This is a genomic window from Pseudomonas sp. LBUM1671 (assembly GCF_059695685.1).
This window is the reverse complement of sequence record NZ_CP166782.1, coordinates 555170-576095: the sequence shown is the minus strand read 5'-3', so window position 1 is coordinate 576095 and position 20926 is coordinate 555170. Positions and strand designations below refer to the sequence as shown.

At 60.5% G+C, this 20926-nt stretch carries 19 protein-coding genes; 5 read left to right on the top strand and 14 right to left on the bottom strand.

From position 1 onward, the window contains the following. Positions 1 to 46: 46 nt before the first annotated feature. The 12 genes from ACA060_RS02575 to ACA060_RS02520 all read right to left on the bottom strand — a co-directional run bounded on the left by ACA060_RS02575 (position 47) and on the right by ACA060_RS02520 (position 15052). Positions 47 to 1981: a methyl-accepting chemotaxis protein gene (locus tag ACA060_RS02575; protein ID WP_497315234.1), complete on the bottom strand. Its 1935-nt coding sequence runs from the start codon at positions 1979 to 1981 to the stop codon at positions 47 to 49. A gap of 150 nt (positions 1982 to 2131) precedes the next feature. Continuing rightward, positions 2132 to 3424: an adenylosuccinate synthase gene (locus tag ACA060_RS02570; protein ID WP_010464193.1), complete on the bottom strand. Its 1293-nt coding sequence runs from the start codon at positions 3422 to 3424 to the stop codon at positions 2132 to 2134. A 54-nt stretch (positions 3425 to 3478) separates the two neighbouring features. Further along, entirely contained in the window at positions 3479 to 4666 is a 1188-nt protein-coding gene (locus ACA060_RS02565) for an ATP phosphoribosyltransferase regulatory subunit (protein ID WP_497315232.1), read from the bottom strand. Between the two features lie 315 nt (positions 4667 to 4981). Continuing rightward, positions 4982 to 5851, bottom strand: coding sequence for a protease modulator HflC (gene hflC / locus ACA060_RS02560; RefSeq protein WP_109627703.1), 870 nt, complete (start codon positions 5849 to 5851; stop codon positions 4982 to 4984). Then, complete coding sequence (hflK, locus tag ACA060_RS02555) at positions 5851 to 7023, bottom strand: FtsH protease activity modulator HflK (RefSeq protein ID WP_109627702.1); 1173 nt, start codon at positions 7021 to 7023, stop codon at positions 5851 to 5853. Before hflK ends, hflC begins: the two co-directional genes overlap by 1 nt. 96 nt (positions 7024 to 7119) lie before the next feature. Continuing rightward, a complete protein-coding gene (gene hflX / locus ACA060_RS02550; RefSeq protein WP_033055543.1) occupies positions 7120 to 8421 on the bottom strand; it encodes a ribosome rescue GTPase HflX in 1302 nt (433 codons plus the stop codon). Between the two features lie 12 nt (positions 8422 to 8433). Beyond that, positions 8434 to 8694, bottom strand: a complete 261-nt coding sequence (gene hfq / locus ACA060_RS02545; RefSeq protein WP_007902656.1) for an RNA chaperone Hfq — start codon at positions 8692 to 8694, stop codon at positions 8434 to 8436. A 94-nt stretch (positions 8695 to 8788) separates the two neighbouring features. Beyond that, positions 8789 to 9760 carry a tRNA (adenosine(37)-N6)-dimethylallyltransferase MiaA gene (gene miaA, locus ACA060_RS02540; protein ID WP_497315229.1) on the bottom strand — a complete coding sequence of 324 codons (972 nt, stop codon included), beginning with the start codon at positions 9758 to 9760 and terminating at the stop codon, positions 8789 to 8791. Continuing rightward, the gene (gene mutL / locus ACA060_RS02535; RefSeq protein WP_497315227.1) at positions 9760 to 11670 is read right to left on the bottom strand and encodes a DNA mismatch repair endonuclease MutL; all 1911 of its coding nucleotides are present in this window, start codon (positions 11668 to 11670) and stop codon (positions 9760 to 9762) included. Before mutL ends, miaA begins: the two co-directional genes overlap by 1 nt. Next, complete coding sequence (locus tag ACA060_RS02530; RefSeq protein WP_371922072.1) at positions 11667 to 13046, bottom strand: N-acetylmuramoyl-L-alanine amidase; 1380 nt, start codon at positions 13044 to 13046, stop codon at positions 11667 to 11669. The genes mutL and ACA060_RS02530 overlap by 4 nt, the downstream gene beginning before the upstream one ends. Positions 13047 to 13094: 48 nt before the next feature. Beyond that, positions 13095 to 13565 carry a tRNA (adenosine(37)-N6)-threonylcarbamoyltransferase complex ATPase subunit type 1 TsaE gene (gene tsaE / locus ACA060_RS02525; protein ID WP_109627699.1) on the bottom strand — a complete coding sequence of 157 codons (471 nt, stop codon included), beginning with the start codon at positions 13563 to 13565 and terminating at the stop codon, positions 13095 to 13097. Continuing rightward, positions 13553 to 15052: an NAD(P)H-hydrate dehydratase gene (locus ACA060_RS02520; RefSeq protein WP_497315225.1), complete on the bottom strand. Its 1500-nt coding sequence runs from the start codon at positions 15050 to 15052 to the stop codon at positions 13553 to 13555. Before ACA060_RS02520 ends, tsaE begins: the two co-directional genes overlap by 13 nt. A gap of 63 nt (positions 15053 to 15115) precedes the next feature. Here ACA060_RS02520 and queG point away from each other — a divergent pair, with 63 nt between their 5' ends. Beyond that, a complete protein-coding gene (gene queG, locus ACA060_RS02515) occupies positions 15116 to 16180 on the top strand; it encodes a tRNA epoxyqueuosine(34) reductase QueG (RefSeq protein ID WP_497315223.1) in 1065 nt (354 codons plus the stop codon). 107 nt (positions 16181 to 16287) lie between these two features. Here the strand turns inward: queG and ACA060_RS02510 are convergent, their stop codons facing one another. Both ACA060_RS02510 and orn read right to left on the bottom strand, forming a co-directional pair. Beyond that, a complete protein-coding gene (locus tag ACA060_RS02510) occupies positions 16288 to 16899 on the bottom strand; it encodes a trimeric intracellular cation channel family protein (protein WP_007945604.1) in 612 nt (203 codons plus the stop codon). Positions 16900 to 17146: 247 nt separating this feature from the next. Beyond that, entirely contained in the window at positions 17147 to 17689 is a 543-nt protein-coding gene (orn, locus tag ACA060_RS02505; RefSeq protein WP_056746367.1) for an oligoribonuclease, read from the bottom strand. Between the two features lie 107 nt (positions 17690 to 17796). Here orn and rsgA point away from each other — a divergent pair, with 107 nt between their 5' ends. The 4 genes from rsgA to ACA060_RS02485 all read left to right on the top strand — a co-directional run bounded on the left by rsgA (position 17797) and on the right by ACA060_RS02485 (position 20895). Beyond that, entirely contained in the window at positions 17797 to 18828 is a 1032-nt protein-coding gene (gene rsgA, locus ACA060_RS02500) for a small ribosomal subunit biogenesis GTPase RsgA (protein ID WP_010464204.1), read from the top strand. A 211-nt stretch (positions 18829 to 19039) separates the two neighbouring features. Then, on the top strand, positions 19040 to 19447 hold the full coding sequence (locus ACA060_RS02495; protein ID WP_131058803.1) for a TIR domain-containing protein: 408 nt from the start codon (positions 19040 to 19042) through the stop codon (positions 19445 to 19447). A gap of 3 nt (positions 19448 to 19450) precedes the next feature. Then, positions 19451 to 20410, top strand: coding sequence for a caspase family protein (locus ACA060_RS02490; protein ID WP_497315220.1), 960 nt, complete (start codon positions 19451 to 19453; stop codon positions 20408 to 20410). Next, entirely contained in the window at positions 20410 to 20895 is a 486-nt protein-coding gene (locus tag ACA060_RS02485) for a toll/interleukin-1 receptor domain-containing protein (RefSeq protein WP_497315218.1), read from the top strand. The genes ACA060_RS02490 and ACA060_RS02485 overlap by 1 nt, the downstream gene beginning before the upstream one ends. The last annotated feature ends 31 nt before the right edge of the window (positions 20896 to 20926 follow it).

Here is a 20926-nt window from a genome sequence, read left to right as displayed (position 1 = left end):
GGGAGCGAGCTTGCTCGCGAAGAGGCCAGCCAGAACAATACAAATCCTAAGCCCTGAACTGCCCCAGGCTCGCCTTCAACTGCGCTGCCAACCCATCCAGCACCTTGCCGCTGGCCGTGGTCTCTACCACCGCCTGAGCCGCTTTCTCGGCCTGCGCATGAATGGTCTCAACCCGACCGCGCACCGCTTGCGCGCCTTGCGCCTGATGCGCCGCTGCCTGCGTCGCCAGCCCAATCGCCGCATGCACCTGCTCGACCGACGCCTGCACCGACTGCTGCAACCGCGCGCTGTCGCGCAACACCAGCAACCCTTCATTGGCCTGGCGCCCGGCCTGACCGATCGCTGCCACCGCCTCACGCGCGCCTTGCTGCAAGGCCACGATGTGCGCCTGGATGTCGCCGGTCGAACTCTGGGTCTTGCTCGCCAACGCCCGGACTTCGTCCGCCACCACGGCAAAGCCGCGACCGGTTTCGCCGGCACGTGCCGCTTCGATGGCGGCGTTCAGTGCCAGCAGGTTGGTTTGTTCGGCGATCCCGTGGATCACCGTCAGCACCACTTCAATCTGTTCACTCTGCTGCGCCAGCCGCTCGATGACTTTCGACCCGGTATCGACCTGCCCGGCCAACGCCTCGATCAGGCTGCCGACTTTCGCAGAGGTCCGGGTGTTCTCATCGGTGGCCGAACGAATGTCCACCACCTGCTGCAAGGCCGCCTGCATGGCGTGACTTTCTGACTGCGCTTCATCCGCCATCTGCGACAACGCGCGCAGGCTCTCGGCCACTTCATCGCGCTGCATGCCCGCCGCCGCATCGGCTCCGGCGTTGCGCAGGGTCATGGCGCCGATTTCCACGCCAGTGCGCTGGGCCACATCGCCCGCCTCACGCACGATCGGTTGCAACTTATCCACAAAGCGGTTGACCGCCGCGGCCATGTCGCCGATTTCGTCCTTGCTGTTGATCTGCACACGCTTGGTCAAATCGCCCTCGCCTGCCGCCAGATCATCCATTGCAGCGATGAGCATCTTCAAGCGATTGACCACTCGACGGCCCAGCACAACAGCGAGCAACAGCAGCACACCGCAACCGACCAGCGCCAGGAACATCCCGATACGCCAGCGCAACGTCGACGCCGCTTCCTGCACGGTGCCGGTGGTGTTGGCTTTCATTTCAGAGGCCGTGGCCTGCGCGGACGTCAGACGCGCGCGCATCGCGGTGGCACTGTCGGCAGCCGCGCCCTTGAGGCTGTCGCCGACCAGCTGATCACCGCTGGCGATCAGCGCTGCAAAACGTTTATCCAGAGCCGCCAGATCGGTTTCCACCGACGCCGTCGAGACGCCCATCAAGACCTTGCCGATTTCCACGCCGTTGGGGTTGATCGAGGCTTCGAGGTAGTAGACCGACGGATCGTTCTTCGCCGCGTCCAGCACTTTGTCCAGCGCACGCTCGCCCTGGCCTTTCTCGAGAAGCGCCTTGTTAATCGGGTTCTCGCGGTTGAGGTAGCGCGTCAAGTGTTGACCCGTCGCGTCGTCATACACCACGAACAGCACGTTGGGATTGCGCTGGGCCCGGCGGGCGAATTCGGACAGGGTTGGAACATCGCTGTCCCACATGGCACGCGGGGCGACCGAGGCCAGCAGTTGCGCCATGTCGTTGGCCGAATCCTTGAGATCCTTTTCCAACGTCGCACGCAGTTGCACCTGCTCGTCTTTCAATCGGGTAGACAGGCCAGCGGTGAGTCGCTGGCGGGTACTGGTGGACAGATTGTCCAGGCTCGACGTGACTTCACGCCCTGCCTGCTCAAGTTCGCCAGACAGCTTTTGACTGTCGGCACCCAGGCGAGCAGCCAAATCGGCTTCAAGCGCAGTCACCGTGCTCCGAGTCAGGGCAACAGCCACCAGCACCTGCACCAAAAGGGCGATACCAAGGGTAACGAACACAGGCCGCAACAAACGGCTTTGTAACAATGAGAGAACGGCCGACACTTGGAATCCCTCTGCTTTGGCGCCATTAAATTGATGGCGCACTGGAAGCGATGCTTTTATTCAACATCACAGCAAAGGTCATGCCGTCCGGCAGACAGAAACGACAAAGGGTCCAATCAAGGACCCTTTGCTTTTTACATCAACGACTTATTAAGCGAACGGATGACGCAAAACGATGGTTTCGTTGCGATCCGGGCCCGTCGAAATAATGTCAATCGGCGCACCGACCAACTCTTCAACGCGCTTGATGTAGTTGCGAGCAGCTTGCGGCAGCTCTTCCAGCGTCTTGGCGCCGACGGTGGATTCGGTCCAGCCTGGCATCTCTTCGTACACCGGCTCCAGGCCGATGTAGCTGTCGGCGTCAGTCGGTGCGTCAATCACTGCACCATCCTGGTTCTTGTAGCCAACGCAGATGTTGATGGTTTCCAGACCGTCCAGCACGTCCAGCTTGGTCAGGCACAGGCCCGAGATGCTGTTGACGTCGATAGCGCGACGCAGGATGACGGCATCGAACCAGCCGCAACGACGGGCACGGCCAGTGGTAGCGCCGAACTCGTGGCCACGCTTGGCCAGGAATGCACCAACGTCGTCGAACAGCTCAGTCGGGAACGGTCCCGAACCAACGCGAGTGGTGTAAGCCTTGGTGATACCCAGGATGTAATCCAGGTACATCGGACCGAAACCCGAACCAGTGGCGATGCCGCCCGCGGTGGTGTTGGAGCTGGTGACGTACGGGTAGGTACCGTGGTCGATGTCCAGCAGGGAGCCCTGGGCGCCTTCGAACATGATGTCTTTGCCAGCGCGACGCAGCTCGTGCAGCTCGGCGGTGACGTCGAGCATCATCGGCTTGAGCAGCTCGGCGTATTCCATGCACTCGTCGAGAGTCTTCTGGAAGTCGATCGCAGGTTCTTTGTAGTAATTGACCAGGACGAAGTTGTGGTAGTCCAGCAACTCGCCCAGCTTGGCGGCGAAACGCTCACGGTGGAACAGGTCACCGATGCGCAGGCCACGACGTGCAACCTTGTCTTCGTACGCCGGGCCGATGCCGCGACCGGTGGTACCGATCTTCAGCTCGCCACGGGCCTTTTCACGGGCCTGGTCCAGCGCTACGTGGTAGGACAGGATCAGCGGGCAGGACGGGCTGATACGCAGGCGCTCGCGCACCGGTACGCCTTTCTCTTCCAGCTTGATGATTTCCCGCAGCAGAGCGTCGGGTGCAACCACCACGCCGTTGCCGATCAGGCACTGCACGCCTTCGCGCAGCACGCCCGACGGGATCAGGTGCAAAACGGTTTTTTCGCCATCGATCACCAGGGTGTGACCAGCGTTGTGGCCACCCTGGTAGCGCACTACGGCGGCAGCATGTTCGGTCAGCAGATCAACGATCTTGCCTTTGCCCTCATCACCCCATTGGGTGCCCAGGACTACGACATTCTTACCCATAACACTTGTCCTCATTCGCGCAAACTTGGTGCCGGCCGCGGCCGGCAGGAAAACTCAAGAAGCCAGTGGCGATACTTGCCAAAGCCCGTTCTGCTGGATCAATTGCCGGTCGCAGTCCGCTTCACGGGCGGCGGCCAAAGGTTGTCCAGGCAACGCCTGAACAACACGCTGACCCTCACTGCGCAACTGGCAAACCTGCTGCCAGAGTGCCGCATCCGTACTGTCAGGCATCCAGATACCGCCAGACGGTAGCTCGATCTCAGCACGCCCCAGGGTCACCAGGGTTTTCAAATCGGTGGAGAAGCCGGTTGCCGGACGAGCGCGACCGAAGTCGGCGCCGATGTCGTCGTAACGACCGCCCTGGGCAATGGACTGGCCAACACCCGGCACGAACACCGCGAACACTACACCGGTGTGGTAGTGGTAGCCGCGCAACTCGCCCAGGTCGAAGTAAAGCGGTAATTCCGGGAAACGCGTGGACAGACGCTCGGCAATCGCCAGCAAATCGTCCAGCGCCGCCAGAACCGGCGCCGGCGCATTCGCCAGACGCTCGCGGGCAGCGGTCAATACTTCACGACCGCCACACAAATCGACCAACGCGCGCAGCATGCCCGACAGATCGGCAGGCAAGCCTTCGGTCAAGGTAATGACCTCGTCGATTGCCTTGCGTTGCAACGCATCGAACAACTGTTGTTCAACTTCACCGGACAAACCGGCCGCACGGGCCAGGCCGCGGTAGATGCCGACATGACCGAGGTCCATGTGCACATCCGGCACATCGGCCAGTTGCAGCATGGCCAGCATCAGGCTGATGACTTCCACGTCGCTGCTCGGACTGGCATCGCCGTACAACTCGGCGCCCAGCTGGATCGGGCTGCGTGAGGACGACAGGGCGCGCGGCTGGGCATGCAGCACGCTGCCGGCATAGCACAGGCGGCTCGGGCCTTCGCGACGCAGGGTGTGCGCGTCAATGCGCGCCACTTGCGGCGTGATGTCAGCACGGAAACCCATCTGCCGGCCCGATTGCGGGTCGATGACCTTGAAGGTACGCAGATCGAGGTCCGAGCCCGCGCCGGTCAGCAGGGATTCCAGGTACTCGATATGGGGAGTCACGACAAACTCGTAACCCCAGCTCTGGAACAGATCCAACACCTGACGACGCGCGACTTCAATGCGCGCCGCCTCTGGTGGCAGTACTTCTTCGATGCCATCTGGCAGCAGCCAGCGGTCTACCGTTGCCATTACGCCATTCCCCTATGATCCGGGCGGCCAGCCGTCGGGCAAGCCTTGAGTGAAGCAGAAAATGATCGGCTCATGTGCAAACCACGCGCATAAACAACGTGGCGAAAAGCCTGAAACCGGCTTCGCCAACCACCTTCCTCGAAAAACCTGTCGAGTCATTCAACTCGGGCGCCCGCTTAAAAACAGCAATCAAACGTGCAGACGCAAAAAAGCCGGGAATTTCCCGGCTGCCGCATCATACACACGTTTTCCCAAAGGATCACCCCGCCCGAGGCTTTAGCCGCCAGGCGGGGGATGATTCAGGTCAACGCCGTATCAAGGCTTGGCTTTTTCCAGGTAACGGAAGAAGTCGCTGCTTGGGTCCAGGACCATGACGTCGGATTTGTTCGCGAAGCTTTCACGGTAGGCGCGCAGGCTACGGTAGAAACCGTAGAACTCCTGGTCCTGGCCGTAGGCCTTGGAGTAGATCGCAGCAGCCTGGGCATCACCGTCACCGCGAACCTCTTCAGATTCACGATAGGCTTCAGCCAGCAGCACGCGGCGTTGACGATCGGCGTCGGCACGGATGCCTTCCGCCAGCTCGTTACCCTTGGCGCGGTGCTCGCGAGCTTCACGCTCACGCTCGGAGCTCATACGCTCGAACACACTGCGGTTCACTTCCTTCGGCAGATCGATGGCCTTGACCCGGACATCGACAACTTCGATGCCCAGCTCTTTTTCCGCCATCGAGTTTAACGAAGCAGTGATATCGGACATCAACGCGTCACGTTCACCAGAAACCACCTCGTGCAGCGTGCGCTTACCGAATTGGTCACGTAGACCCGATTCCAGACGACGGGAAAGACGCTCATCGGCAATCTGCTTCAGACCGGAAGTTGCGGTGTAGAAGCGCTCGGCATCTTTCACGCGCCACTTGGCGTAGGCATCGACCATGACGGCCTTCTTTTCCAGCGTCAGGAAGCGCTGTGTTGGCGCATCCAGTGTCATCAGGCGGGCGTCGAACTTGCGCACCTGGTTAACGTAAGGCACTTTCACATGCAGGCCCGGCTGAACATCGGCCTGAACCACGCGACCGAACTGCAGCAACACCGCACGCTCGGTCTGAGCCACGATGTAGAAGCAGTTCCAGGCAGCGATGGCCACGACGACGCCGACAATAAGGGCGATCAGCGATTTATTGCTCATCAGCGACTCTCCCTGGTACGAGATGGCTGTTGCTGCAGATCAGCTGCCGCACGCGCATTCGCTTCATTGCTGGTGGCTGCCGCACCGGTCACCGGAGCGCTGGTGCTGCGACCACTTTCGACCATCTTGTCCAGCGGCAAGTACAGCAGATTGCTCTGGCCATTCTTGTTGCCGGTCACGAGCACCTTGCTGGTATTGCTGAAGACTTCCTGCATCGTGTCCAGATACAGACGCTCGCGGGTGACTTCAGGTGCCTTGCGATACTCGCTCACCAGCTTGGTGAAACGATCGGCCTCACCCTTGGCGCGCGATACCGTTTCGTCGCGGTAACCATTGGCATCTTCAAGGATACGCTGGGCCTGGCCACGGGCTTCCGGCACGACACCGTTGGCGTAGGTTTCAGCCTGGTTGCGCGAACGCTGCTCGTCTTCACGGGCACGAATCACGTCATCGAAGGCTTCCTGAACTTCGCGCGGCGCAGCTGCGTTCTGTACGTTGACCTGGGTGACGGTGATGCCGGTGCGATACGTATCCATGAAGCGTTGCAGACGCTCCTTGATTTCGCTGGCCATCAATTCACGACCTTCGGTCAGCACCTGGTCCATCGCGGTGGAACCCACCACATGGCGCAAGGCACTTTCAGTCGCGTGTTGCAGGCTGATTTCCGGCTGATCGACGCTCAGCACGAAGTCCTGCAGGTTGCTGATCTTGTACTGCACGGTCAGCGGCACTTCGACGATGTTCTCGTCCTCAGTGAGCATTTGACCCTGCTTGGTGTACGCACGCTCACGCGTGACGTTTTCCAGGTACTTTCGATCGATCGGCGGGAAATAGATGTTCAGGCCCGGGCCGACGGTTTCGTAGTACTTGCCGAAGCGCAGCACCACAGCTTGCTCCTGCTCGTCGACTACATAGACCGCGCTGTACAGCCACACGGCCGCCAACACGACCAGGCCGATGCCGAGCAGGCCGCCGAAGCCGCCACTCTTGCCCGATCCACCACCGTCATCACCACGTTTCTTACCACCACCGAACAACCCATTCAGGCTTTCCTGCAGCTTTCGGAAGGCCTCGTCGAGATCCGGTGGTCCCTTGCGGTCGCCGTTATTGCGGCGCTTGCCACCCCAAGGATCCTGATTATTCGAGTTGCCACCCGGCTCATTCCAAGCCATAGCGCTCTCCATCTGATAAAGCAAAGACGCACCCACGGCGCGCCGACCAATGCTACAGAATGCCTGTCACCGCGGCACAACCGCTTTCTCAGGCTTTTATTGCAAAGTGTGTTGCTCGATAAACTCCGTCGGCACAACGCCTTCACGGCTGACCAGTCGATTGAGCTCTGAGCGCGGCAATCTAACGGCCAGCAAGCTGACACCTTCTTCGTCGTGTTCTTCTTTCTGAACCGCGCCCAGCTCGAAAAACTGTGCACGCAGTCGCGCAAAACGCTGAGGCAAGCGCAAGGTACCGATAAACAACTCACTGCCCAGCAACTCGGCAATGGCTTGCTCAAGCAATTCCAGACCACTGCCATCACGAGCCGACAGCCAGACCCGTTGAGGCTTGCCGTTTTCGTCGCGCTGGATTTGTGGCTCAACGCCTTCAAGCAAATCGAGTTTGTTATAGACCTCGAGGATCGGCAAGTCCTGGGCACCAATCTCGCCCAGCACCACCATCACCTGCTCGATCTGCAACATCCGATCTGGTTCGGCCGCATCAATCACATGCAACAACAGATCGGAGTTGCTCGACTCTTCGAGGGTAGACCGAAATGCCTCGACCAGCTTGTGGGGCAAGTGGCGAATGAAGCCCACCGTGTCGGCCAGGACAATCGGCCCCAGGTCGTCCAGTTCCAGACGGCGCAAGGTCGGGTCGAGCGTGGCAAACAGCTGGTCAGCCGCGTAAACGTCGGATTTCGTCACGTTATTGAAGAGCGTGGATTTACCGGCGTTGGTATACCCCACCAAAGACACGGTAGGGATATCCGCACGCATACGGCCACGTCGCGACTGTTCGCGCTGGCTGCGCACTTTTTCCAGCCGGCCTTTGATCTGTCGCAGGCGAACCCGCAGCAAGCGGCGGTCGGTTTCCAGCTGGGTTTCACCCGGGCCACGCATGCCGATACCGCCACCTTGACGCTCAAGGTGAGTCCAGCCACGAACCAGCCGGGTGCTCATGTGGTCAAGCTGGGCCAGTTCGACCTGGAGCTTGCCTTCATGGGTACGGGCGCGCTGGGCGAAAATATCGAGAATCAGACCGGTGCGGTCGATCACGCGACACTCGAAAACACGTTCGAGGTTACGTTCCTGACTGGGCGTGAGGATGTGATTGAAGATCACCAGATCGGCCTTTTCGGCATGGACCAGGTCGCGCAGTTCCTCGACCTTGCCGCTACCGATCAGGAATTTGGCGGTTGGCCGATGACGCGGCACGTTAAAAAACGCAACGGTCTCGGCGCCGGCCGAATTAGCCAATTCCTGAAACTCCTGCGGATCTTCGCGCGCCTCAGGGTCCTGTCCATCCAAGTGAACGAGGATCACTCGCTCACCACCACCGTGGCGCTCAAAGAACAAAGGAGACTCCTATCAGGCGTTACCTGGCTCAGCGTCACCTGCTTCGGATTCGGTTGCGCTAGGCAGACGAATTGGACGAACCGGCACCACTGTAGAGATAGCGTGTTTGTAAACCATCTGGCTGACGGTGTTTTTCAGCAGGATAACGAACTGGTCGAAAGACTCGATCGTGCCTTGCAGTTTGATCCCGTTGACCAGGTAGATGGACACCCCAACTTTCTCTTTACGTAAAGTATTCAAGTAAGGGTCTTGTAGCGAATGCCCTTTTGACATGTGCCGCACTCCTTTAAGGATTCAATATAAAAAATAGGTAAACAGATGGCTTGTGGCCGTCACACCCCCAAGGATAGACGGCAATTGCAAGGACTCAGCTCAATATGGAGATGGTCCCCAGGTATTTCAAGGCGCGCGGCAGATTGTCGCAATCCAGGCTGTCCAGCCAGTGTAAATCAGCCCAACTGCGCAGCCAGGTGAACTGACGCTTTGCCAATTGGCGCGTGGCAATGATTCCACGCTCCTGCATCTCGGCTTGTGTCAGCTTGCCATCCAGGTAGTCCCAGACTTGTCGGTAGCCTACCGCACGTATCGACGGCAACCCTGAGTGCAGGTCACTTCGCTTACGCAGGGCTACGACCTCGTCAATGAATCCCTGTTCCAACATAACTGTGAATCTTTGTTTAATTCGCTCGTGCAGTACTTGGCGATTTGCCGGAGCAATGGCCAAGTTCGCGACAGTATAGGGCAATTGTTGCAGTCCCGAAGCGGCTGCTTCAGTACTTTGCGCACTTTGTCTCAGTCGCAGCTCGGTCATGCTCTGACCGCTGACGCGATAAACTTCCAGTGCTCGACTGAGTCGCTGGGGATCGTTCGGATGAATTCGCGCCGCCGATACTGGATCAACGAGCGCCAATTGTTCGTGCAGGGCTTGCCAGCCAAGGCGTGCAGCCTCTTCTTCGATTTGCGCGCGAACCTCCGTATCAGCCGCCGGCATTTCAGCCAGTCCTTCGACCAAAGCCTTGTAGTAGAGCATCGTGCCGCCTACAAGCAGCGGAATTTTGCCTCGTGAAGTGATCTCGGCCATCGCCTCAAGCGCATCACGACGAAAATCCGCCGCCGAATAGCTCTCCGCCGGGTCGAGAATATCGATCAACCGGTGCGGAAACTCGGCCAGGATCTCTTTCGAAGGCTTGGCGGTGCCGATGTCCATGCCGCGATAGACCAGCGCCGAATCGACGCTGATCAGCTCGCACGGCAGGACCTTGGTCAACTCGATCGCCAGATCAGTCTTGCCCGCTGCGGTCGGGCCCATCAGGAAAATCGCAGGTGGGAGCTGGCTCATCAACGACCGCGCAGGAACAGTTTGTCCAGATCGTCCAGGCCCAGTTGGGTCCAGGTCGGTCGGCCATGGTTGCATTGACCGCTGCGCTCGGTGTTTTCCATGTCACGCAGCAGACCGTTCATTTCCGGCAGCGCCAGACGCCGGTTCGCCCGAATCGCGCCGTGGCAGGCCATGGTGCCGAGCAATTCGTTCAGGTGCGCCTGGATGCGGTCACTGGTGCCGTATTCCATCAGGTCCGCCAGCACATCACTCACCAATCGATTGGCTTCGGCCTGCTTGAGCAAGGCCGGGATCTGCCGGATCGCCAGGGTTTCCGGGCCGAGTCGCTGCAGCTCAAAGCCCAGACGCTGGAACCACGCGACGTTTTCCTCCGCGCAATCGCCTTCGCGCTCGCTCACCGCCAACGATTCCGGCACCAACAGCGGTTGGCCGCTCAGGCCTTCGCTGGCCATGGCGATTTTCAGGCGCTCGTACATGATCCGTTCGTGGGCGGCGTGCATGTCCACCAGCACCAGCCCTTGGGCGTTTTCCGAAAGAATGTAGATGCCTTTGAGTTGCGCCAAGGCGTAACCCAACGGTGGAATATCGTCCTGCCCGGCCGGAAGTGCAGTTGCGTTGGCTTCCGGCAGCGGAGCAAAAAACTCCTTATACGCAGCCTGCGCCTCAGCCGCCGGCACGCCGGACTGAGGGCGCGGCGTGTACTGATACTGATAACCGGCGCCGGCGCCCGAGCCCGCAGCAGTGTTAAACGACGGTTGTGCCTGCGGCTGTTCCAGCAACGCATTAGCCGCCAGGCGCATTTCACCCTGGGGACCGAACTCGCCCGCATCGATACCGCTCGGTCGAACGATCGCCGTCGCTACCGGCGCAGCCAGATGATCATCCGGTCGCACATCGCCCAAGGCGCGGTGCAAGGTGCCGTAGAGGAAGTCGTGAACCATGCGCCCGTCACGGAAGCGCACTTCGTGCTTGGTCGGGTGCACGTTGACGTCGACACCGGCCGGATCGACTTCGAAAAACAGCACGAACGTCGGGTGCCGACCATTGAACAGCACGTCGCGATACGCCTGGCGCACCGCGTGGGCCACCAGTTTGTCGCGCACGGCACGGCCGTTCACAAAGAAATACTGCAAGTCCGCCTGGCTGCGGTTAAACGTCGGCAACCCGACCCATCCCCACAAGTGCAGGCCATTGCGCTCGATTTCGATCGGCATGGCCTGCTCGAGGAAACCCGAACCGCAGATGGCCGCCACTCGCCGGGCGCGGGCCGCGTCGTCATGGGCTTCGTGCAGGCTGAGGATGGTCTTGCCGTTGTGGCGCAAATGGAACGCCACGTCGAAACGTGCCAGCGCCAGACGCTTGATCACTTCTTGCAGGTGATCGAATTCGGTTTTTTCGGTCTTGAGGAATTTGCGCCGCGCCGGGGTGTTGAAGAACAGGTCGCGCACTTCCACCGAGGTGCCGACCGGATGGGCCGCGGGCTGGACGCGAGGCGCCATGTCCCGGCCTTCGGTTTCGACCTGCCAGGCCTGATCCGCATCCTTGGTGCGGGACGTCAGGGTCAGACGCGCCACGGAGCTGATCGAGGCGAGGGCTTCACCGCGAAACCCGAGGCTCATCACCTGTTCAAGGTCTTCGAGGTTGCGGATCTTGCTGGTAGCGTGTCGCGCCAGGGCCAGCGGCAGGTCATCGGCAGAAATGCCGCTGCCGTCATCGCGCACCCGCAGCAGCTTGACGCCGCCCTGCTCCACATCGACATCAATACGCTTGGCGCCCGAGTCGAGGCTGTTCTCCAGCAATTCCTTGATCACCGAAGCCGGACGCTCAACCACCTCACCGGCAGCAATCTGGTTCGCCAGTCGCGGGCTGAGCAGCTCGATGCGAGCCGTATGGGTCACCACCTGGTTCATTCTTTGGACGCCAGTTCTGTGCCGGGAATGGTCAGGGTCTGACCGATCTTCAGCTCGTCACTTTTCAGGTTATTGGCGCTGCGCAAGGTGGCCGGAGACACTTGATAACGCACGGCAATCATCGCCAGCGTCTCGCCCGGATTCACCCGATGGTCACGTGGACCCTGGGCGATCTTGCCGGAATCACGCAGCCAGGCAATGTAGGTGCCCGGTGGCGGGTTCTGCTGGAAGAACTGGCGCACGCCGCTGCTGATCGAACGCGCCAGCGCTTGCTGGTGGTTCGCTGCGGCCAGTTTGGAGGCTTCGTTGGCGTTGGAGATGAACCCGGTTTCCACCAGGATCGACGGGATGTCCGGCGACTTCAGCACCATGAACCCGGCCTGCTCCACGCGCTGTTTGTGCAGCGGCGTGACGCGACCGATGTTGCTCAAGACTTTCTGGCCAACGTTCAGGCTGGACGTGAGGGACGCAGTCATCGACAAGTCGAGGAGCACGCCCGCGAGCATGCGGTCCTTGTCGTCGAGGCTGACGTTGCCGGCACCGCCGATCAAATCGGAACGGTTTTCGCTATCGGCCAACCAACGCGCCGTCTCCGATGTAGCGCCGCGATCAGACAGGGCAAACACCGACGCACCGAACGCAGCCGCCGAAGGCGCGGCATCGGCGTGGATCGAGACGAACAGGTCGGCGCCCTTCTTGCGGGCGATTTCGGTACGGCCGCGCAACGGAATGAAGTAGTCGCCGGTGCGGGTCAGTTCGGCGCGGAAGCCTTTCATGCCGTTGACCTGGCGTTGCAGTTCGCGGGCGATGGCCAGCACCACGTCTTTTTCACGCTGACCGCGAGAGCCGGAGGCACCCGGGTCTTCGCCGCCGTGGCCGGCGTCGATCACCACGATGATGTCGCGCTTGCCGGCAGGCGCAGGCGGCAGCTTAACGGCGGGTTCGACCGGAGTCACCGGCACCGGGGCCACCGTCGCGACGTTGGTCGGCGGCGGTATCGGCGCGGCATCGGCGGCGTTATCGAACAAGTCGACCACCAGGCGATTGCCATATTGGGCGTTTGGCGCCAGGGTAAAACTTTTTGGCGTGACGGCTTTTTTCAGGTCGATGACCACCCGCAGGTCGGTCGGCGTGCGTTGAGCCGAGCGCATGGCGGTGATCGGGGTATTGGCGCTGTTGACGTTCAGCGGCGCGCCAAGGGTGGCGCCATTGATGTCGATCACCAGCCGATCCGGGGAGGTCAGGGTGAAAACACTGTGTTGCACCGGCCCGGTCAAGTCGAACACCAACCGTGTGTTGTCCGGTGCCCGCCACAGGCGAACGCTGTTGACCTTAGTCTCGGCCACAGCGTCGACGGTCACCGCCAAAAACAACATCCCTACGGCAGCTACCATCGCGCGAAAGCGCATACCTGACCCCATCATTTAATTGGTTTCCAATGCCAAAGCGGCACACCAGGACTCGCCGCGCGAGCCTTGGGACAAAATTTTCAGCGAACGCCCGCTGTCTTGCGGGCTAATGGTAATGGTCAGGTCGGGCTTTGGCAAAAAGCCTGCACCCTTCTGGGGCCATTCGATCAGGCACAACGCGTCGTCTTCGAAGTAATCGCGGATGCCGAGGAACTCCAGCTCCTCCGGATCGACCAGTCGATAGAGGTCGAAATGGAAGGCCCGGATGTCGCCGATCTCGTAGGGCTCGACCAGGGTGAACGTCGGACTTTTCACTGCCCCGACATGCCCCAGGCCACGGATGATGCCCCGCGACAGCGTGGTTTTCCCTGCCCCCAGATCACCTTCCAGAAAAATCAGACCGTGCCCTTGGGTGGTTTGTGCGATGCGCGCGCCAAATGCGGTCATCGCCTCTTCATCGGCCAGGTACAGGGTTACTTCAGACACGGTGTTTGCTCCTCCAACAACTGACGAATGGCAGGGATCAGATCACTGGCTGCCAGCCCACGGCCCGATTTACCTTCTTGCGCGCCGGCATTGGCGTGCAACCAGACCGCCAGGCAGGCGGCGTCGAACGCGTCCATGCCCTGGGCCAGTAATGCGCCGACCAGACCGGCCAGCACATCACCCAAACCGGCGGTGGCCATGGCCGGATGGCCCTGATGACACAACGACAACCGCCCATCGGGGCTGGCGATCAGGCTGCCGGCGCCTTTCAGCACCACGACAGCTGTATATTTTTTGCTCAATGCGTGAGCGGCAGCCGGGCGATCAGCCTGAACCTCGGCAGTGCTTATTCCCAGCAACCGCGCCGCTTCACCCGGATGCGGCGTGATCACGCAGTCCCTGGGCAAGCTCACGTGGTTCGAAGCCAGCAAATTCAATGCATCGGCGTCCCAGACTTGCGGCAACGGTGCGTTGGCCGCCGCGGACAAAAGACCGCGCCCCCAGGCAGCCTGCCCGAGGCCTGGGCCGACCACCAGTACGGAAACCTTTTGCAGCAGTTCCATCAACTGATTGGCCGAGGAAGTGCCCAGCACCATGGCTTCGGGGATTCTCGCCAGTGCCGCAGGCACATGTTCACTGCGGGTTGCCACGGACACCATGCCCGCACCGCTGCGCAGGGCACTTTGTGCACTCAGCAGAATGGCGCCGCCGAAGCCACGGTCACCGCCGATCAGCAAGACGTGGCCGAATTTACCTTTATGAGACGTCGGCGCGCGGCCTGCCAGACGCGGCAGGTTACCGGCCGTCAGACGGAGAGCATCAATGTCGACCCCGTTAAAGGACTCGGGGGAGGCTTGCAGATCGTTGAACACCAACTCGCCGACCACATCCGCAGCGTCGCCCGTGAACAGCCCTAGCTTCAGACCAATGAAGGTCACGGTCAGATCAGCTCGAACTGACGAACCAAGCACGCGACCTGTATCGGCAGACAAACCCGACGGGATATCCACCGCCGCCACCGGAAGGCCACTGGCATTGATCGCTTTGATCACGCTCGCGTAAGGTTCTCGCACTTCGCCTGTCAAACCGGTGCCCAGTAAGGCGTCCAGAACAATTCCACGCAACTCGGACTGCGCGCTCCAACCCTGAACGGCAACGCCTTCAGAAAGGGCCTTGGCATGGGCCAATGCCGCATCGCCCTGCAAATGTTGGGGATCACCCGCCGCCAACACCCGCACATGCCATCCGGCTCGCCGGGCCAATACCGCCACCAGATAGCCGTCTCCGGCGTTGTTGCCATGACCGGCGACCACCGTCAATTCATTCGCCGACGGCCACTGACGGACCAACGCGCGCCAAGTCGCCCGCGCTGCGCGCTGCATCAATTCGAAGCCCGGCGTACCGGCCGCGATCAGGTTCGCATCGAGGGCTCGCACGTGCGCGGCGCTGTACAGCGCGTCGGGTAAATCATCTTTAGTGTGCGGCATGCGTCTTCGGGCTCCGATGTCTGGCAGAATTATACGCACCTCAGCTCCGGTTTCTCTCGCCTCATGCCCGCTATTACCACAGACCTGCCCGCCCTCGCCCAATCCATCAAGGACTGGGGCCGCGAGCTGGGCTTTCAGCAAGTCGGCATCAGCGGCCTCGACCTGGCTGAGCATGAACAGCACCTGGAGCGCTGGCTGGCGGCCGGCTACCACGGCGAAATGGAGTACATGGGCGCCCACGGCAGCAAACGCTCGCATCCCGAAGAGCTTGTCCCCGGCACGCTGCGCGTGGTTTCCCTGCGCATGGACTACCTGCCCGGCGACACCCAAATGGCGCAATTGCTGGCCCAACCGGAAAAAGCCTACGTATCGCGTTATGCCTTGGGCCGCGATTACCACAAATTGATCCGTAAACGTGTGCAACAACTGGCAGAAAAAATTCAGGCGGTCATCGGGCCGTTCGGTTACCGCGCCTTCGTCGACAGCGCGCCGGTGCTGGAAAAGGCCATTGCGGAAAAGGCCGGCCTGGGCTGGATCGGCAAAAACACCCTGGTCTTGAATCGCAAGGCTGGCAGTTACTTCTTTCTCAGCGAGCTCTTTGTTGATCTGCCGCTGCCTGTCGATCCGCCGCACAGCACCGAACATTGCGGACGCTGCACGGCGTGCCTGGACATCTGCCCGACCAACGCCTTCGTCGGCCCGTACGTGCTGGACGCCCGGCGCTGCATCTCTTACCTGACCATTGAACTGAAAAGCGCGATCCCCGAAGACTTGCGGCCGCTGATCGGTAATAGGGTGTTCGGCTGCGACGACTGCCAGATCGTCTGCCCATGGAACCGCTTCGCCCGCCCGTCCGGCGAAAGCGACTTCAAGCCACGGCATAACCTGGACAACGCCGAGTTGGCCGAACTGTTCATGTGGGACGAGGATAAATTCCTCAGCAGCACCGAAGGTTCACCGCTGCGCCGCGCCGGTTACGAGCGGTGGTTGCGCAATCTGGCGGTGGGATTGGGGAATGCGCCGTCGAGCATTCCGGTGCTGGAAGCGTTGAAGGCGCGCCGCGACTCCCCATCAGAGTTAGTCCGCGAACACGTCGAATGGGCTCTGAAACAACACGGACTCCTGTAGCAGCTGCCGAAGGCTGCGTTCGGCTGCGGAGCAGTCGTCATCCTGCAAAGCGAGTCCTGCGGCCTCGAACGCAGCCTTCGGCAGCTGCTACAGGGCCCGTGCGTAAATCAGGCCTCGTCGTTATAAACGAACTTCGGCATTTCCCAGTGAAAACGAATCGCGAGTAACCGCAGCAGGAAACCGCCAAACAAGGTGATCAGAATCGCCTGTTCGCCGGGTAATTGCAGATAAATGCAAAGCATGTAGCACCATGCCGCAGCGAACGAGACGCTGGCATAGAGCTCGCGGCGGAAGATCAGCGGGATGTCGTTGCAGAAGATGTCGCGCAGGATGCCGCCGAACACCCCGGTGATCACGCCGCTGACCGACGCCACCAACATGCCGTGGCCCATTTCCAGGGCGGTCATGCAACCGATCAGGGTAAACGCCACCAGACCCACGGCGTCGAGCACCAGAAACAGTGACCGCAGGTGGCGCATCCAACGTGCAGCGAAGACGGTGAACATCGCCGCTATCGAGGTCAGCACCAGGTATTCCGGGTGTTTGACCCAAGTCAGCGGGTAGTGACCGAGCAACACGTCACGCACCGAACCGCCGCCGAGCGCCGTGATGCACGCGATCAGCACCACGCCAAACCAGTCCATACCGCGACGTCCGGCGGACAGGGCACCGGTCATGGCTTCGGCGGTGATGGCGATCAGGTAAAGCATCAGCAACATGGTGGCGGTCCTTGCAGGAAGGCGCGCAGTCTAGCCATTTAGTCCCGGCACCAAAAGAGGGCAACAGAAAGCACTACACGCAACCCGTGGCGAGGGGATTTATCCCCGTTCGGCTGCGTAGCAGTCGTAAATCCATAGCCTGCGGTACGTCTGATACACCGCAGTAGCCGGTTTTGGGACCGCTACGCGATCCAACGGGGATAAATCCCCTCGCCACAAAAGCCCTCGCCACAAAGGCGCCGCCGGGTCAGAACTTGATGAAGTGCTTGCGGTAGTGCTGCAGCTCGGCGATGGATTCGCGGATGTCGTCCAGCGCCAAGTGGGTGCTGCCTTTTTTGAAGCTGTCGCGCACGTCCGGCGCCCAGCGTGCGGCCAGCTCTTTGAGCGTCGACACGTCGAGGTTGCGGTAGTGGAAGAAGCTCTCCAGGGATTTCATGTGGGTATAAAGGAAGCGACGGTCCTGGCAGATGCTGTTGCCACAGATCGGCGACTTGCCCTTCGGCACCCATTGTTCCAGGAAGGCGATGGTCTCGGCTTCCGCTTCAGCCATGCTGATACGGCTGTCGCGAACTCGCTGGGTCAGGCCCGAGCCGCCGTGTTGACGGGTGTTCCACTCGTCCATGCCGGCGAGGATCTCGTCGCTGTGGTGAATGGCGATCACCGGCCCTTCGGCCAAGGTGTTCAGGTCACTGTCGGTGACGATGGTGGCCATCTCGATGATGACGTCGGTATCCGGGTTCAGACCGGTCATTTCCAGGTCGATCCAGATCAGATTCTGTGGGTTTTGCATGTGTCGGCTCCTAGGCAATGCTGCGCAGTTTAGCCTAGGGCGGCGCCCGGGCGTGCTAAACTCGCGGCCGTTTTACCTAATCGCTGCATTCTTGATACGGAACACCCATGGCCAAACGCCAACTCAATCGTCGTCAAAATTGGCGCATCGAAAAGATTCAAGGCGAACGCGCTGCCCGCGCCGCCAAACGCGAGTCCTCGGCTGTCGAGGCACTTGAGGGTGGCGACCTGGGTCCGGAACAGACCGGCCTGGTGATCGCTCACTTCGGTGTGCAGGTCGAAGTCGAAGCCCTTGAAGGAGAACTGGCCGGCGAAGTGTTCCGTTGTCACTTGCGCGCCAACCTGCCTGCGCTGGTGACCGGCGATCAGGTGGTCTGGCGTGCCGGCAACCAGGGCATCGGTGTGATCGTGGCGCAACTGCCGCGTAAAACCGAACTCTGCCGTCCGGACAGCCGGGGCCAGCTCAAGCCTGTCGCGGCCAACGTCGACATGATTGTCATCGTCTTCGCCCCGCTGCCCGAGCCTCACGCGAACCTGATCGACCGTTATCTGGTCGCCGCCGAGCACGCAGGGATTCGTCCACTGCTGCTGCTCAACAAGTTCGACCTGATCGACGAGCAGAACGCCCCCGCCCTGAATGCCTTGCTGGCGGTTTACCGCACGCTGGGTTACCCGGTGCTGGAAGTCTCGGCGCACCACGGCAACGGCATGGAGCAACTTCAAAAACAATTGGACGGACGCATCAGCGTCTTTGTCGGCCAGTCCGGCGTCGGCAAGTCCTCGCTGGTCAACAGCCTGCTGCCGGAAGTCGAAGCGCGGGTAGGTCCGTTGTCCGAGCTGTCCGGCCAGGGCACCCACACCACCACGACCGCGCGGTTGTTCCACTTCCCCGGTGGCGGTGAGTTGATCGACTCCCCGGGTATCCGCGAATTCGGCCTTGGCCACGTCAGCCGCGCCGACGTCGAAGCCGGTTTCATCGAGTTCAACGACCTGATTGGCACCTGCCGCTTCCGCGACTGTAAACACGACCGCGAACCGGGTTGTGCATTGCTCAAGGCGCTGGAAGAGGGCCGCGTGCAGCAGCAACGGATGAACAGCTACCGCTCGATCATCGCCAGCCTGCCCGAAACCAGCTACTAAACAGACACTCCAGCCGCTCCGATGCAGACGGGGCGGCGGGTTGTTCGTTGCTTCCTGCAAATCCCCCGCCGATTAAACGTCAGACTGATCTGTAGGGCATTTTCGCGCCTGTTTGAAGGACCCGTCTCTTTAACCGCGCAGCCCTTGTTGCGGCCATCCAAGTGCATACATTCAAGCCCTCTTCGCACTCCGGCGATACCGAGGGATATCCATGCAAACCTATCATTTGTTCATCAGCCATTCGTGGAACTACTCCGATGCCCACGACAATCTGGTAAAGCTACTGACAGCGCACCCAACGTTCACCTTCAAGAATTTCTCCGTACCGCCGCATAACCCGATCATCGGCGCCCAGACCGACAAACAACTGGAAGAAGCCATCGAAAACAAGATCCGGCCGTGCTCGGCGGTGCTGATCATGGCGGGCATGTACTCCACCTACAGCAAGTGGATCAACAAGGAAATCGAGATCGCCAAACGAATGGGCAAGGTGATCATTGCGGTCAAACCCTTTGGTGCAGAGCGGATTTCTGCCGTAGTGCGCCAGGCCGCACATGCCGAATGCGCCTGGAACACCAACAGCATCATCAGTGCCATTCGCACTCACGCGGCGGGGTGAGTCATGCGCAAGGGATTGTTCATCGGGATCAACCATTACGCCCACGTTTCCCCATTGAGCGGATGCAACAACGACGCGATGGCCATGGCCTCGGTGCTGGAGCGTCACGCCAACGGGCGGCCGAACTTCAGCAGCAAGGTGCTGACCTCAGCCGAAGATGACCTTTCGCTGACGGCGATGAAGCAGCACATCCAAAGCCTGTTTTCCGGCGATTGTGATGTGGCGCTGCTGTATTTCGCCGGCCATGGCCAGTTCGATACCAGCATCGACGAGGGGCTGCTGATCCCTCAGGACTTTGCACCGGGTGGCGACGGCATTCGCATCAGCGACATATTGAGTTGGGCGGACAACGCCCCACACATCAAGAACAAAATCATCATCCTCGACTGTTGCCAGGCCGGCGCAGCCGCCGCGATGCGCGGGTTACGCGGCGGCAGCAGCGTGATCGGCGAAGGCATGACCATTCTCACCGCCTGCAAAAAAGATCAGGTTGCACTCGAAGGTCGCGGCCACGGTGTGTTTACCGATCTGCTGCTGCAAGCGCTGCATGGCGGGGCCGCCAACGTATTGGGCAAGGTCACCCCCGGCAGCGTGTATTCGTTCGTCGACAATGCGTTGGGCGCGTGGGAACAACGGCCAGTGTTCAAGACCAACGTCTCGCAATTTGTCCCCTTGCGCGAGGTCACGCCACTGATCGCCGAAGAGACTCTGCGCAAACTCAAAGACTGGTTCCCGGAGCCCAGCCATGTCTTTGCGCTCGACCCCAGCTACGAACCCACCGAAACATCGTTCGACCCGGACCACGGCGAAGTCTTCGCCCAGCTGCAAAAGTGCAATCGCCACAGCCTGATCGAACCGGTGGACGCCGAGCACATGTACTACGCCGCCCTCCATTCCACCGGCTGCCGCCTCACGGCCCTCGGCGCCTATTACCGCGAACTCGCGATCAAGGGACATTTCTGATGCCTGTGTTTATTAGTTACCGCCATACCGATCGAATCCAGGCAGTGGCCATCAATGCACGCCTGAAACAGGCGAACATCAAAACCTACCTCGATGTGCTGGACACAGAATCCCAGCAGACCGACGACATTACCGCCGTCATCACCCGCAACATTACCGAATGCACGCACTTGCTGGCGGTGGTCTCGCAGGAGACCGCCATGTCCTGGTGGGTGCCGTTTGAAATCGGTGAAGCGACCATCAGTGATCGAAGGATCTGCTCTTACAAGATCGGTTCCAGCGCACTGCCGCTGTACCTCGATAAATGGCCGAAACTGAGCAACGATGTCGACCTCAACTTTTTCATCGATACCTACCGCAAAGAGTCCATGTCCAAACGTTCAATAGGAATGGAGTCCTTCAGCGAATCCGTTCGCGGCTCCTACAAGAGTGATGCCGACCTGTTCCACGACCAGCTCAAAAACCGCATCCGTCGCGGCTTCTGACATGCACAAAAAAGCCGCGATCATCTCGCGG

What these genes read in the sequence shown, in the direction of transcription:
- ACA060_RS02570 (WP_010464193.1), bottom strand. Translation starts at nt 3,424, where the DNA reads ATGGGTAAGAATGTCGTAGTCCTGGGCACCCAATGGGGTGATGAGGGC.
- ACA060_RS02565 (WP_497315232.1), bottom strand. Translation starts at nt 4,666, where the DNA reads ATGGCAACGGTAGACCGCTGGCTGCTGCCAGATGGCATCGAAGAAGTA.
- hflC (WP_109627703.1), bottom strand. Translation starts at nt 5,851, where the DNA reads ATGAGCAATAAATCGCTGATCGCCCTTATTGTCGGCGTCGTCGTGGCC.
- hflK (WP_109627702.1), bottom strand. Translation starts at nt 7,023, where the DNA reads ATGGCTTGGAATGAGCCGGGTGGCAACTCGAATAATCAGGATCCTTGG.
- hfq (WP_007902656.1), bottom strand. Translation starts at nt 8,694, where the DNA reads ATGTCAAAAGGGCATTCGCTACAAGACCCTTACTTGAATACTTTACGT.
- miaA (WP_497315229.1), bottom strand. Translation starts at nt 9,760, where the DNA reads ATGAGCCAGCTCCCACCTGCGATTTTCCTGATGGGCCCGACCGCAGCG.
- mutL (WP_497315227.1), bottom strand. Translation starts at nt 11,670, where the DNA reads ATGAACCAGGTGGTGACCCATACGGCTCGCATCGAGCTGCTCAGCCCG.
- ACA060_RS02530 (WP_371922072.1), bottom strand. Translation starts at nt 13,046, where the DNA reads ATGTTGTTTTTGGCGGTGACCGTCGACGCTGTGGCCGAGACTAAGGTC.
- ACA060_RS02520 (WP_497315225.1), bottom strand. Translation starts at nt 15,052, where the DNA reads ATGCCGCACACTAAAGATGATTTACCCGACGCGCTGTACAGCGCCGCG.
- queG (WP_497315223.1), top strand. Translation starts at nt 15,116, where the DNA reads ATGCCCGCTATTACCACAGACCTGCCCGCCCTCGCCCAATCCATCAAG.
- ACA060_RS02510 (WP_007945604.1), bottom strand. Translation starts at nt 16,899, where the DNA reads ATGTTGCTGATGCTTTACCTGATCGCCATCACCGCCGAAGCCATGACC.
- orn (WP_056746367.1), bottom strand. Translation starts at nt 17,689, where the DNA reads ATGCAAAACCCACAGAATCTGATCTGGATCGACCTGGAAATGACCGGT.
- rsgA (WP_010464204.1), top strand. Translation starts at nt 17,797, where the DNA reads ATGGCCAAACGCCAACTCAATCGTCGTCAAAATTGGCGCATCGAAAAG.
- ACA060_RS02495 (WP_131058803.1), top strand. Translation starts at nt 19,040, where the DNA reads ATGCAAACCTATCATTTGTTCATCAGCCATTCGTGGAACTACTCCGAT.
- ACA060_RS02490 (WP_497315220.1), top strand. Translation starts at nt 19,451, where the DNA reads ATGCGCAAGGGATTGTTCATCGGGATCAACCATTACGCCCACGTTTCC.
- ACA060_RS02485 (WP_497315218.1), top strand. Translation starts at nt 20,410, where the DNA reads ATGCCTGTGTTTATTAGTTACCGCCATACCGATCGAATCCAGGCAGTG.